At 62.3% G+C, this 13,081-nt stretch carries 13 protein-coding genes and 1 riboswitch; of the genes, 11 read left to right on the forward strand and 2 right to left on the reverse strand.

Annotated features, from left to right (window positions below):
- The first annotated feature begins 161 nt into the window (after window positions 1–161).
- The 6 genes from EKH55_RS10775 to EKH55_RS10800 all read left to right on the forward strand — a co-directional run bounded on the left by EKH55_RS10775 (window position 162) and on the right by EKH55_RS10800 (window position 6,066).
- Window positions 162–1,040 carry a MurR/RpiR family transcriptional regulator gene (locus tag EKH55_RS10775; RefSeq protein WP_151611494.1) on the forward strand — a complete coding sequence of 293 codons (879 nt, stop codon included), beginning with the start codon at window positions 162–164 and terminating at the stop codon, window positions 1,038–1,040.
- A 184-nt stretch (window positions 1,041–1,224) separates the two neighbouring features.
- Window positions 1,225–2,331, forward strand: coding sequence for an ABC transporter substrate-binding protein (locus tag EKH55_RS10780; protein WP_151611495.1), 1,107 nt, complete (start codon window positions 1,225–1,227; stop codon window positions 2,329–2,331).
- Between the two features lie 114 nt (window positions 2,332–2,445).
- A complete protein-coding gene (locus EKH55_RS10785) occupies window positions 2,446–3,327 on the forward strand; it encodes an ABC transporter permease (RefSeq protein ID WP_151611496.1) in 882 nt (293 codons plus the stop codon).
- Window positions 3,324–4,106 carry an ABC transporter permease gene (locus EKH55_RS10790; RefSeq protein ID WP_069461480.1) on the forward strand — a complete coding sequence of 261 codons (783 nt, stop codon included), beginning with the start codon at window positions 3,324–3,326 and terminating at the stop codon, window positions 4,104–4,106. The genes EKH55_RS10785 and EKH55_RS10790 overlap by 4 nt, the downstream gene beginning before the upstream one ends.
- An 11-nt stretch (window positions 4,107–4,117) precedes the next feature.
- Entirely contained in the window at window positions 4,118–5,179 is a 1,062-nt protein-coding gene (locus EKH55_RS10795; RefSeq protein WP_069461479.1) for an ABC transporter ATP-binding protein, read from the forward strand.
- A gap of 119 nt (window positions 5,180–5,298) precedes the next feature.
- A riboswitch (FMN riboswitch) is annotated at window positions 5,299–5,463 on the forward strand.
- Window positions 5,464–5,592: 129 nt separating this feature from the next.
- A complete protein-coding gene (locus tag EKH55_RS10800; protein ID WP_151611497.1) occupies window positions 5,593–6,066 on the forward strand; it encodes a 6,7-dimethyl-8-ribityllumazine synthase in 474 nt (157 codons plus the stop codon).
- A gap of 78 nt (window positions 6,067–6,144) precedes the next feature.
- Here EKH55_RS10800 and EKH55_RS10805 read toward each other — a convergent pair whose 3' ends face one another.
- Window positions 6,145–6,948 carry a helix-turn-helix transcriptional regulator gene (locus tag EKH55_RS10805; RefSeq protein ID WP_083265483.1) on the reverse strand — a complete coding sequence of 268 codons (804 nt, stop codon included), beginning with the start codon at window positions 6,946–6,948 and terminating at the stop codon, window positions 6,145–6,147.
- A 195-nt stretch (window positions 6,949–7,143) separates the two neighbouring features.
- On the opposite strand from EKH55_RS10805, the gene EKH55_RS10810 reads away from it, so the two are divergent.
- The 5 genes from EKH55_RS10810 (at window position 7,144) to EKH55_RS10830 (ending at window position 11,985) form a co-directional block, all read left to right on the forward strand.
- On the forward strand, window positions 7,144–8,223 hold the full coding sequence (locus EKH55_RS10810; protein ID WP_151611498.1) for an ABC transporter ATP-binding protein: 1,080 nt from the start codon (window positions 7,144–7,146) through the stop codon (window positions 8,221–8,223).
- Window positions 8,224–8,273: 50 nt separating this feature from the next.
- Window positions 8,274–9,434: a polyamine ABC transporter substrate-binding protein gene (locus EKH55_RS10815; protein ID WP_069461476.1), complete on the forward strand. Its 1,161-nt coding sequence runs from the start codon at window positions 8,274–8,276 to the stop codon at window positions 9,432–9,434.
- 103 nt (window positions 9,435–9,537) lie between these two features.
- Window positions 9,538–10,401 (forward strand): ABC transporter permease, encoded by an 864-nt coding sequence (locus EKH55_RS10820; RefSeq protein WP_069461475.1) that lies wholly within the window; start codon window positions 9,538–9,540, stop codon window positions 10,399–10,401.
- Window positions 10,401–11,219 (forward strand): ABC transporter permease, encoded by an 819-nt coding sequence (locus tag EKH55_RS10825; protein WP_151611499.1) that lies wholly within the window; start codon window positions 10,401–10,403, stop codon window positions 11,217–11,219. Before EKH55_RS10820 ends, EKH55_RS10825 begins: the two co-directional genes overlap by 1 nt.
- A gap of 4 nt (window positions 11,220–11,223) precedes the next feature.
- Window positions 11,224–11,985 carry an SDR family NAD(P)-dependent oxidoreductase gene (locus EKH55_RS10830; protein WP_151611500.1) on the forward strand — a complete coding sequence of 254 codons (762 nt, stop codon included), beginning with the start codon at window positions 11,224–11,226 and terminating at the stop codon, window positions 11,983–11,985.
- Window positions 11,986–12,074: 89 nt separating this feature from the next.
- Here the strand turns inward: EKH55_RS10830 and EKH55_RS10835 are convergent, their stop codons facing one another.
- Complete coding sequence (locus tag EKH55_RS10835; protein ID WP_151611501.1) at window positions 12,075–13,046, reverse strand: GlxA family transcriptional regulator; 972 nt, start codon at window positions 13,044–13,046, stop codon at window positions 12,075–12,077.
- Window positions 13,047–13,081 lie beyond the last annotated feature (35 nt).

The following is a 13,081-nucleotide window of genomic DNA, read 5'->3' on the forward strand; positions in this document are numbered from 1 at the left end:
CAAACAGCCCAGCCGACGATAATCGTGAAAAGAATTCTTCACAGAAAAACGACTGTCAACCAGAATCTGAAACAATCTCTTCAAAAATCCGATTGACTCCTGTCGCGACGGCGATGTTAAATTCACCTCAAGCTGGCAGAGACCGGCTGAGGGGCACGGCATTGAACGATACTGCGGCATCCATGACGGTGTCGGATGTGATCAACGCACATTTCACGGCGCTGACGCGCGCCGAGAAGCGCTTGGCGGAGACACTTCTAGACAACTATCCCGTGTCCGGACTCGGCTCGATCACCACGGTCGCCGAGAACGCGGGGGTCTCTTCGCCGACAGTTGTCCGCATGGTGCAGAAGCTCGGCTTCCGCGGTTTTCCCGATTTCCAGGCGAGACTGCACCAGGAACTGGAGGCGACGATCTCCAATCCGATCGCCAAGCACGATCGCTGGGCGGCGAGCGCACCGGGGACGCATATCCTCAACCGTTTCGCCGACGCGGTCATGGGCAATATGCGCCAGACGCTTTCGCAGATCGAACCCGCCGAATTCGACGACGCCGCGGCACTCGTCGCCGATCGCAAGCGCCATGTCTATCTCGTCGGCGGGCGCATCACCCGCTCGATGGCCGACTATCTCTTCACCCATCTTCAGGTCATACGCACCGGCGTCACGCAGATCGCCCACAACCCGAGTTCCTGGCCCCACTATGTGCTGGACATGCAGCAGGGCGATGTCCTGATCCTTTTCGATATCCGCCGCTATGAGCAGGAAATGGAGACGCTCGCCCGCTTTGCCCGCGAACGGCGCGTCGAAATCGTGCTCTTCACCGACCAGTGGGGCTCGCCTGTGGCCAAGTCCGCGTCCAAGGTTTTCCGCGCGCGGATCGAGGTACCCTCGGCCTGGGACAGCTCGGTCCTTCTCCTGTTCCTCGTCGAGGCGCTGATCGAGGCCGTGCAGAGTTCAAACTGGGAGGAAACCCGCGACCGGATGAAGACCCTCGAGGGCCTGTTCGACTCGACCCGCATTTTCCGCAAGCCGGTCTAGGAGGTGCCCGGCATTATCCGAGGTCAAATGATGAAGCATGTGGCGAGCGCAACACCTCGACCCTCGAAGAACCGGCTTTCGAGCCACCGCATCTTGGTTGTAAGCGGGGCGACGACTGTCACATAAGTTTCATCGCAGCGCTTTATCAGCATCGCCGAAACTAAACCCAATAAGGAGAACGCCAGTGATTTCAAAGACTCAACGCTTGCTCTCGCTTTCGACCGCCGTGCTTCTGGCGACGACGGCCATCGCCGCCGCCGAGCCCAGCGGGGAGCTCATCGCCGAAGCCAAGAAGGAAGGCATGCTCACCACCATCGCTCTGCCCCACGACTGGTGCGGCTATGGCGACGTCATTGCCTCCTTCAAGGCCAAGTATCCGGAAATCCAGGTCAACGAACTGAACCCGGATGCCGGCTCGGCCGACGAAGTCGAAGCCGTCAAGGCCAACAAGGACAACAAGGGCCCGCAGGCGCCCGACGTTGTCGACGTCGGCCTCGCTTTCGGTCCGCAAATGAAGGCCGAAGGCCTGCTGCAGCCCTACAAGGTCTCCACCTGGGACGAGATTCCGGACTCCGTCAAGGATGCCGAGGGCTACTGGTACGGCGACTATTACGGCGTGATGTCCTTCCTCATCAACAAGGACCTCGTTACCAATTCGCCGAAGGACTGGGCCGATCTGCTGAAGCCGGAATATTCCGGCCAGGTCGCCCTCGCCGGCGATCCGCGCGCTTCGAACCAGGCGATCCTCGGCGTACTCGCCGCAGGCCTCGCCAAGGGCGCCAAGGCCGGGAAGGAAGCCGGCGAAGCCGGTCTCGACTTTTTCGCCGAGTTGAACAAGGCCGGCAATTTCGTCCCGGTCATCGGCAAGTCGGGCACGCTTGCCCAGGGCTCGACCCCGATCATAGTTGCGTGGGACTACAACGCGCTCGGTTGGGCCAAGACGCTGGAGGGCAACCCGCCGACCGAAGTCGTCGTTCCGGAAAGCGGCGTTCTCGCCGGCGTCTACGTTCAAGGCATCTCGGCCTATGCACCGCATCCGAATGCCGCCAAGCTGTGGATGGAGCACCTCTATTCCGACGAAGGTCAGCTCGGCTGGCTGAAGGGCTTCTGCCACCCGGCACGCTTCAACGCGATGGTCAAGGACGGAAAGGTTCCGAAGGAACTGATCGACGCCCTCCCGCCGGCGGATGCGTATGAAAAGGCTTACTTCCCGACGCTGGAAGAGGTCGACGCGAACAAGGCTGCCGTGACCGGCGGCTGGGATTCCGTCGTCGGCGCAAACGTCCAGTAAGCGTTTCCGCAATCATTCCGTCCCGGCCGGTTTCCCGTCCGGGACGGATGCGACAATCATCGGAACTTTAAAGGAACGGCCGCGTCTGCGACGCGGCCCCGTAGGGCGCAAGGAATGTCAACTGCTCACATCAGCGCCAGGTCGCCGGCGCGTCGTCTTCCGCTTCACTGGCTGGGCATCCTGCCCTTTGCCGCTTTTGTGACGCTTTTTCTCATTCTTCCGACGATGAAGATCGTGGTCGGCGCCTTTCAGACACCGGACGGCAGCTTCACGCTCGATAATATCCAAGGTCTTTTCACCCCTTCGATCCTCGCAGCCTATTGGATCTCCATTAAAATCAGCGTCGCTTCGGCGCTCCTCGGTTGCCTGGCCGGCTTTGCCATCTCCGCAGCCGTCGTGTTCGGCGGATTGCCGAGAGGTATCCGCGGGCCGCTACTGACTTTTTCCGGCGTCGCGTCCAACTTTGCGGGCGTACCGCTGGCCTTCGCCTTTCTCGCAACGCTCGGGCCGGTCGGCATCGTCAACGTTTTCCTGCGCTCGGAGCTTGGCGTGGATCTGCGGGCGCTCGGCTTCAACATTCTGTCCTTCTGGGGCCTGACCATTACATATCTCTTCTTCCAGATCCCGCTGATGATCCTCATCATCACGCCCGCACTCGACGGACTGAAGCGCGAGTGGCGCGAAGCGGCATCGATCCTCGGCGCCACCGGGTTTCAATACTGGCGGATGGTCGCCTTTCCGATCCTGCTCCCCTCTATCCTTGGCACCCTGGCGCTTCTCTTCGCCAATGCCTTCGGCGCCGTCGCAACCGCCATTGCATTAACCGGCTCGTCGCTCTCGATCGTGCCCATCCTGCTCTTCGCCCAGATCCGCGGCGACGTGCTCGGCAATCCGCACCTCGGCTACGCGCTTGCCTTCGGCATGATCGTGGTTACGGGTGTCGCCAACGCAATCTACATCTGGCTTCGCGCCCGCAGCGAGAGGTGGCTGAAATGAAGAAGATCTGGGCCTGGGGCGCCCTCTTTTTCGGCATCCTCTACTTCACGCTTCCGCTCGTGGGGATGACCAACTTCTCGCTGAAGATGCGGCGCGGAGAATATTCCTTCGAGGCCTATGCGAGAGTGTTCGGCGATCCGCGCTTCCAGGAGACCTTCACCTATTCCGTGACGCAGGCGCTCTTCACCATCGTCTTCGGTGTGCTGCTCGTCGTGCCGACGGCCTACTGGATCCGCCTCAAGCTGCCGGGCCTGCGTCCCTATGTCGAATTCGTGACGTTGCTGCCATTGGTCATTCCGGCAATCGTCATCGTCTTCGGCTATATCCGGCTCTACAACACATCGAGCTGGCTGCCCCTGACAGGCTCCGCTTTCGGCACCAACATACTGCTGATGTTCGGCTATGCCACGCTGGCGCTGCCATACATGTACCGTGCGGTGGACACCGGCCTCAGGACAATCGACGTGGCCACGCTTACCGAAGCCGCCCAGAGTCTGGGCGCCGGTTGGACCACGATCCTGGCGCGGATCATACTGCCCAACGTGCTTGTTGCCGTGCTCTCCGGCGCCTTCCTCACCTTCGCCATCGTCATCGGCGAGTTCACCATGGCAGCGCTGCTGAACAGGCCGGCTTTCGGCCCCTATATGCAGCTTCTCGGCGCCAACCGCGCCTATGAACCGGCGGCGCTCGCCGTCATCGCATTCGGAATCACCTGGGGCTGCCTCGGCCTCATCCAGCTCGTCTCGCGCTTCCAGAAAAGCGCGCCTCCCAAGGCCTGAGGACCGTTCGCATGAGTTTCCTGTCACTGACCAACATCAAGAAATCCTTCGGCCCGGTCCAGGTCGTGCACGATTTCAACATGGGCATCGAGAAAGGCGAGTTCGTTTCTTTTCTCGGGCCTTCCGGCTGCGGCAAGACGACCATCCTCCGGATGATCGCCGGCTTCGAGACGCCCTCCGACGGGAGGATCACGATAGACGGCAAGGACCAGGGTTCGCTCAAGCCCAACCAGCGCAATATCGGCATGGTGTTCCAGGCCTATGCGCTGTTCCCCAACATGAACGTGCACGACAATGTCGCCTTCGGCCTCAAGGTGGCCGGCGCTTCCAGGTCGGAAATCGATACTCGGGTGAAGCAGATGCTCGGGCTCATCAAGCTCGACCACCTGGCGGACCGTTTCCCCTATCAGATGTCCGGCGGTCAGCAGCAGCGTGTGGCGCTGGCCCGCGCCCTTGCGGTGAAGCCGCAGGTGCTGCTGCTCGACGAACCTCTCTCGGCGCTCGATGCGAAGATCCGCGTCTCGCTACGCGAAGAAATCCGGCAGATCCAGCAGCAGCTCGGCATTACCACCGTGTTCGTCACGCATGACCAGGAGGAGGCGCTGTCGATCTCCGATCGCATCGTCGTCATGAATGCCGGGCGCGCCGACCAGATCGGCACGCCTTTCGAGATCTACAACACGCCGGCGACCCGATTCGTCGCCTCCTTCGTCGGCACGCTCAACATCATCGAGGCCAAGGTGGCCGACCCGGCCACCGGTGCCGTCATGGTGGGCGACCAACCGGTTACTCTGGCGGAGCCAATTGCCAACCTGAAGGGTGGCGACACGATCTCGCTTGCCTTGCGGCCGGAGGCAGGCTCCATAGCCGAGAGCGCCAGCGGCGATACATCGCTTGTCGGCGAGGTCGAAGCGACGAACTTCCTCGGCTCGGTCATCCGCACCAGGCTGCGCGTGGGCAATGACCTGATCTCTTTCGACATGTTTAACAATCCCGGCGTCGTGCCGCCGTCTTACGGCGAGAGCGTCAAACTGCGTTTCGCCGCCAAGGACCTGCTGGTGATCCGCGAATAGGCCCTGCCTCCCGGCCGCGACCTCTCCTGCGGCCGGGTGCCCCGAAAAAATCTGTCGTGATTTCTCGCTTTTTCGTCGTTCACCGCATTTGACCGGCGCCGAGCCGTCTCTATAGTCGCGAGCGTTCTCAGGGCGGGGCGAAATTCCCCACCGGCGGTAACGACCGGCGAGCCGAAGGCTCTTCGGTCGAAGCCCGCGAGCGCTTCGAGCAGCCTGCTTGAAGGTCAGCAGATCCGGTTGAACTCCGGAGCCGACGGTTATAGTCCGGATGGAAGAGAGCAAGCAGGGGTGACGTCCCTCCGACAGCGCCGCGCGTCTTGTCAGATGCGCGAAACACGCAGAAGGGTCGTTGCGTATGCCTGTTCGCCCGACGGGATCATTGGAAATATGCCAACCCTGAAAGGCTTGAGATCATGACCGTTCTTTCCCACCCCTCGATCAGGATTGCCATCGTCCGTGCCCGCTGGCACGCCGATATCGTCGATCAGTGCGTCGATGGCTTCATCGCGCAGTGGACGTCGCTCGGCGGCAATGCGGCCGATGTCGAGATCTTCGACGTTCCCGGGGCGCTGGAAATCCCGCTGCACGCACAGATGCTCGCGAAGTCCGGACGCTACTCGGCGATCCTCGGCACCGCCTTCATCGTCGACGGCGGCATCTATCGCCACGACTTCGTCGCCGGCACGGTGCTCGACGGCATGATGCGCGTCCAACTCGACACGAACGTGCCGGTCCTCTCGGCCGTGCTTACGCCGCACAACTTTCAGGAATGCGAGTCGCTGATCGCCTTCTTCCGCGACCATTTCGTTATCAAGGGCGAGGAAGCGGCGAACGCCTGCGCGCAAATCCTCGACGCCCGTGCCAAGCTTGCGCTCATCAACGCCTGACGGTCTCGTTCAATTCGGAAGGAGGGCGCAGCAGGGGCGCGCCATCCTTCTTTCTGAACCCATGAGGAATCATTGCTCTCAATGTCCGAGACTATTGATGTAGAGCGACAGGAGTTGCGTCTGCGAGGAGATGCCGAGCTTGCGGTAGACGTTGCGACGATGGACTTTCACGGTCCCGGTCGAAATGCCGAGCTTCAATCCGATCGACTCCGATGAATGCCCCTGCAGCACGAGTTCGATGATCGAAGTCTCCCGCTCCGTGAGGTTGAGATGTCGCCAGACACCATCAGCGGGCGGATGCGTCGCCTTGCGGCGGTTCCGACCGGTTTTTGCGAGCGCCGCGTCGAAGCGGCGGTCGAGATCGGCCCAATGGTGCCGTACCAGCGCTGCGACGAGCGGTTCGACCTTCTTGAGCAGCGCGAATTCCGCCGCGCTGAAGCTGCCGGTCGCTTCCCGCCGCATCAGCGATAGGACGACGGTCACCTGCCCGCTCACTGGAACAAAGAAGCCTACCTCCTCCGCAAGACCGGTCTGCACATAGTAGGTGCGGTAATATTCGCTGGAGAAGAAGCGATCGGGGGCGAGTTCCCGCATCCGCCAGACCCCCGGCTTCGGCGCGCAGGCGGCATGATAGAAAGGATCGAGCAGATAGGGGCCGGCCTGGTACAGGCTCACGAAGAGCACATGCTCCTTCGCGTTGAACGTGCTGAAGAGATCGAGCGGCCGTTCTTTTCCCCGATATGCGAAGACGACGACATAGTCGAAACTCATCAGGCTCAGCATCAGCCGTCGGAACGTGTTTCCGAGAGCCTCGTCCTCCATCGAGGCGCCGTCCACCAAAGACGCTGTGACCCGAAAAAGTCCCTCGAAGTCGATGCCCAAATCGCCCTCCCGGCCCGTTCCCGCCCTGCAGCGCGTCCGCGGATATACTCCTGCCACAGGCCAATTCGCGCTTAAATACCTCTCTTGGGGTATATACCTGCACGCCCTCATCTGACTAGGCTGCTTATCAATGACGGGGGGACGAGGCGGCGCCAAACCGTGAACGATCTCCGATAACAACCGCAGGGAACAGACGTGGGATCCGCTTCGACGAACGATATTGAATTCCGTTCGGTCGCCAAACGCTATGGCAGCGTGACGGCCGTGTCCGGCATCGACCTAGCGGTTCCCAAGGGCGCCTTCGTCGCCTTGCTCGGCCCGTCCGGCTGCGGCAAGACCACATGCCTGAGGATGATCGGCGGTTTCGAGCAGCCGAGCGAGGGGACCGTTCATATCGGTGGCGAAGCGGTGAACGGCGTGCCTGCCTATCGCCGGCCGGTCAACATGGTATTCCAGCACTATGCGCTGTTTCCCCATCTCGACGTCGCGCAGAACGTCGCCTACGGGCTGAAGCAGATGCGCCCGCGCATCGCCGCCGCCGAAATAGGCCGGCGGACACAGGAAGCGCTGGAAATGGTGCGCCTCGGCGGCTTTGCGAAGCGCCGCATCCACGAAATGTCGGGCGGACAGCAGCAGCGAGTCGCACTCGCGCGCGCCATTGTCAACAAGCCTAAGGTGCTGCTTCTCGACGAACCGCTCGCCGCCCTCGACAAGAAGCTGCGCACCGCCATGCAGATCGAGTTGCAGAGCCTGCAGCGCGAGCTCGGCATCACATTTGTGCTCGTGACGCACGACCAGGAGGAGGCGCTGTCGATGAGCGACCTCGTCTGCGTCATGAACGCCGGCCGGATCATTCAGGTCGGCACGCCCGAGGAGATCTATGACCGGCCGGCGACGCTCTTCGTCGCCGATTTTGTCGGCAAGACCAACCGCATCGCCGCCACGATCGAGCCCGGCGCGGGTCCGATCCGGCTCGCGAACGGCCTGGGATTGACAAAACCCGCGCGGGTGAACGGTACCGTCGGCGCCGCCATGGTGGCGCTGCGCCCGGAGGCGATCCGTCTCGTGCGCGACGGTGCCTCGACGCTCGAGGGCACCGTCACCCATCGCATCTTTCTCGGTTCTTCGGTGGAATATTCCGTCGAGGTCGACGGCCTCGGCGATTTTCTGGTGACCGCCGACCGCCGAGCCCTCGTCGAAAGCGAGCTCGCCGAACCGGGAGAAAGGATCGGTCTCAGCTTCGATGCGAACGCAATGCATATCTTCCCGGCCTGACCGGCCGGTCTGCTGCCATAAATGCCTGTCAAGAACAAGGGAACAGCGTCATGACCAAGTGGTACAGAGAAAATGCCCCAATCACTGCAGTGAAGCTCGCCGACGAACTGATGCGCCTGAAGCGCGGCTCGGTCTCACGGCGGCATTTCCTCGGCGTAACCGGCCTCGGCCTCGCCGCCGCTGTCCTGGCACGCCAGCCCGGCCTCTTCAATTCAACCGTTTTCGCCGGCGATCTCGGCAGCCAGATGTCGATCGCCACCTGGCCGAACTATCACGATCCCGCCACCTTCGAAGCCTTCACCGCTGCCACCGGCGTCGCCGTCGAGGTCAATGTCTTCGGTTCGAATGAAGAGATGCTCGCGAAGCTGCAGGCGGGCGGCACCGGCTGGGACCTGTTCGTTCCCACCAATTATACGATCTCGACCTATGTCAAGCTCGGCCTGATCGACGAACTGGACATGGGACAATTGCCGAACTTCGATGCGTCGACCGAGAATGCGCGCTTCACCCATGAGGGCATGGTCGACGGCAGGACCTATGCGGTTCCCAAGAACTGGGGAACGACCGGCATTGCGGTGAACACGAGCAAGATCAAAGCGCCGGTATCCAGCTGGAAGGACTTCTTCGAGGTGGCGATGTCGGAGGCCGACGGCCGCACAATGGTGCATGATTATCAGTTGACCACCATCGGCAATGCGCTCGTCTCGCTCGGCTACTCCTTCAACTCGATCAAGCCGGAGGAGTTGGCCAAGGCTGAGGAACTGTTGCTCCGCGTCAAGCCGCATCTCTACGCGATCAACAGCGACTACCAGCCGGCGATGCGCGCGACCGATGCCTGGATGACCATGTGCTGGACCAATGACGGCGCCCAGCTCAACCGCGACATGCCGGAGATCGAGTACGTGCTCGGCAAGGACGGCGGCGAGATCTGGACGGACTTCTATGCCATCCCGAAAAGCGCCGCCAACAAGCCGGCCGGCTATGCGCTGCTCAATTACCTGATGGCGCCGGAAAACGCAGTCAAGGAGCACATCGCCAACGGCGCGCCGACCACCGATAGCCGCGTGCTGAAGCTGCTGCCGGAGGAGGTCACCTCGAACAAGATCGTCTATCCGGACGAGGCGTCGCTGACGCCGCTCGAGTTCGGCGCCGCCGTGACCTTGACCGACCCTGGTCGCGCCGAGCTGATGGCCCGCTTCAAGTCCGCCTGACCCGTCACAGACAGCCTTTTCCCTCTCATCCGGCACGGCAATCCGAAATCTGGCCGAAGTCTGGATGGGGGGGACAAGTTCAACAGCACCCGGCCGATCCCTCATGCGTGCAGCAAACAGGAAGAGGAATCTCGTAACGGCGGCGCTCATTGCGCCGGCAGCCGGCTGGCTCTCCGTCTTCCTCGTCCTGCCGTTCATCGCTATGCTCGTCTTCGCCTTTGGCGAACGGGCGCCCGAGGGCGGCTATCAGCCGGCCTTCACCTTCGCGCAGTTCGCCAATCTGCCGACGCGCGCCACCGCCTTCTGGAACACGCTGATGCTGGCGCCGGCCGGGGCCTTCCTCTGCCTGCTGGTTGCCTACCCAACCGCGTATTATCTCGCGGTGAAGGCAAATCCGCGCTACCGGCTCATCCTCGTCTCGCTCGTCGTGGTGCCGTTCTGGACGAGCCTTCTCGTGCGCACCTATGCGTGGATGTACATCCTTGGATCGCGCGGAATCCCCAATCTTCTGTCGATGATCGGCATTGAGGACGTGCGCCTGCTCAACACCCCGGGCGCCGTCCTGCTCGGCATCGTCTATGGCTACCTACCGCTGATGATCATGCCGATCTACGTGAGCCTCGAGAAGCTCGATCGCAGGCTCCTGGAGGCATCGGCCGATCTCGGGGCGAAACCCGTCTCCACCTTTTTCGGCGTCACGCTGCCACTCTCCCTACCCGGCGTCATGACAGGGGTCGCGCTTGTCACCATCCTGCTCCTCGGCGAGTATCTGATCCCGCAACTCCTCGGCGGCGGCAAGGTCTTCTTCATCGGCAACGCGCTCGTCGATCTCTTCCTGCAATCGCGCAACTGGCCCTTCGGCTCGGCGATCGCCGTTACGCTCGTCGCCGTAGTTGTCGTGGTGCTGATGGCGGCGATGCGGATCGCCTGGAAAATAGCCGGAACGCGGCAGGTGGATCTCGTCTGATGCGCGCCTTTCTCTCCGCCGTTTATCTGTTCCTCTACGCGCCGATCGCCCTCGTCGTGCTGTTCTCCTTCAACGCAGGTCGAAATGCGAGCGAGTTCACCGGCTTTTCCACCGCTTGGTACGGCAAGGCGCTCTCGAACACCTTTCTCGTCGCCGCGCTGCAGAACAGCCTGATCATCGCCTTCACCAGCGCCGTGCTCGCCGCGATCTTCGGCACGATGGCGGCGCTCGGGCTGGAACGGCTCAGGCCGCGGATGCGCGCGCTCTTCGATGCGCTGCTTGCCGCGGCGATCGTGGTGCCGGGCGTCGTCATCGGCATCGCTACGCTTGTCGCCCTCGTCGCGCTCTTTTCCATCGTCAATCCGGCACTCGCGAACCTTTGGCCGGGGGAGCGGCCGCCGCAACTCGGGCTCGGCTATGGCTCGATCATCGCCGCGCACGGGCTGTTCTCAATGGCGCTCGTCACCATGATCGTCAAGGCGCGCATCGCAAGCCTCGGCCGCGACATCGTCGAAGCGTCGAGCGACCTCTACGCGACGCCACTGACGACCTTCCGACTGATCGTGCTGCCGCAGATCCTGCCGTCGATCCTCGCCGGCTTCCTGCTCGCCTTCACCTTTTCCTTTGACGACTTCATCATCGCCTTCTTTGTCGCGGGCTCGAAAACGACGCTGCCGATTTACGTCTTCGCATCGATCCGCCGCGGCGTGACGCCCGAGATCAACGCGATCGCGACGATGGTGCTGGCCGCATCGCTGCTCCTCATTTTGAGTGCTCGCCTGTTGATGCGCGAAAAGAAAAGCAAATCCGGGGAGTGAAACGATGATTCTGAAAGACCGGATCGCCATCGTCACCGGAGCGGGCTCCGGCATCGGCAGGGCTGGCGCCGCCATGATGGCGCGCGAGGGCGCCCATGTCGTCATCATCGACCGCAGTCGGGAGGCTGCGGAAGCAACGGCAGTCTCGATCGCCGGCGCGGGCGGCAGCGCCGAAGCACTCGCCGTCGACGTCACTGATGACGCCGCGCTTTCGCATGGCGTCGCCGATGTGCTCGACCGCCACGGCCGCGTCGACATCCTGCACAACCATGCCGGAGCCCAGGTCGCGGGCGACCTCGAAGGGGTCGACGTCGAGGGTTTCGACCGGTCCTGGAAGCTGAACGTGCGCGCCCATTTCATGGCGGCCCGGCTCGTCATGTCGTCTATGAAGCGCGCCGGCCGCGGCGTCATCCTCAACACCTCGTCTTCATCCGGCGTGCTCTATGACCGCGAGATGATCGCCTACACGACGACGAAGCACGCGGTGATCGCCATGACTCGGCAAATGGCCGGAGACTACGCAAAATTCGGAGTGCGGGTGAATGCGCTCTGCCCCGGATGGGTGGACACGCCCTTCAACGAACCCTTCATTCGCCAGATGGGCGGTCGCGACGCGATCGAAGCCTATATCCGCGACAAGGTGCCGCTCGGCCGCTGGGCAAGCGTCGAGGAAATCGCCGAGTCGATCCTCTTCCTCGTCTCGGATCGGTCTTCCTACATCACCGGTCAGATCCTCGTGGCCGACGGGGGCGAGACGGTGGTCTGAGTTTGAATCGGCGCCTCAGCACGACTCGGCAAGCCGCTGTTCCGACTCGGACAAATGCCGTCGTTGAACCGGGATATGAGATCATTGAATCAGATTTTGAGCTTCAGCCGCCGGCGCGTCTCGCTCGGGCTCTCGCGATAGTGCGCCCGATAGCTGCGCGAGAACGATGAAGAGGAATTAAAGCCGGAAATCGCCGCGATATCGGCAAATTCCATCCGCGTCTCGATCACCTTGCGGCGTGCCGCATTAAGCCTCAGCGCCAGATAGTGCTCGTGCGGCGCAACCCCCATGGTCTCCCGGAAAAGGTCCTGCAGGTGCCGCGCGCTGACGCCGACGCGGCGCGCTAGCTTCGCAAGCGTCAGCGGCGCCTCGACGGTTTCCTCCATCAGCCTGACCGCCACGCCGACACGGGCATCGAGAATGCGCATGTTGCCGATCGCCGGCACCTGCAGGAGGTCCCCGCGGGTGCGCTCCTGCTCGTAAATGAAGAGGCGGGAGACTTCGAGCGCCAGCGAATAGCCATGCGCCCGCCGGATCAATTCCAGCATCAGATCAAGCGTGGGCAGCGATCCTCCGGTGGTGATGCGCTTGCCGTCTATGACGAAACGCTCGCGGACCATCGTCACCTGCGGATAGGTCGAGGCAAAATCCTCGAAATCCTCCCAATGCGTCGTCGCGGAGAAATTGTCGAGCAGGCTTGCCTCCGCAAGCAGCCAGGAGCCGGATTCGATCCCCGCCATCGCCACGCGGTGCCGCGCGGTCTGAGAAAGCAGCATCTTCAAATGCGAGGTGGCGCCGCGCCGCCAATTGTAGCTTGACAGCACGAAAAGTGGCGCCGTCTCGCGCTGCGGCCGGAACGCACCGGCGACAGGGATCGGGATGCCGCTCTTGGTCTCGATCGCCTCGCCGTCCGGACTGAACATCGTCCAACTGTAAAGGCTGCGTCCGGCAATCCGGTTGGCGGCCCGCAACGGCTCCACGACCGACGCGACGAGAATGAGATTGGTCTCCGGCAGGACCAGCAGATCGATGTGCTGCACCTGCAAAGCAATGTCTTCCATTTGCGAAACTCCCCGCTCGTGCCGAGAATGTATAG

Origin of the sequence: Sinorhizobium alkalisoli (genome assembly GCF_008932245.1) — a bacterium.
GTDB lineage: Bacteria > Pseudomonadota > Alphaproteobacteria > Rhizobiales > Rhizobiaceae > Sinorhizobium > Sinorhizobium alkalisoli.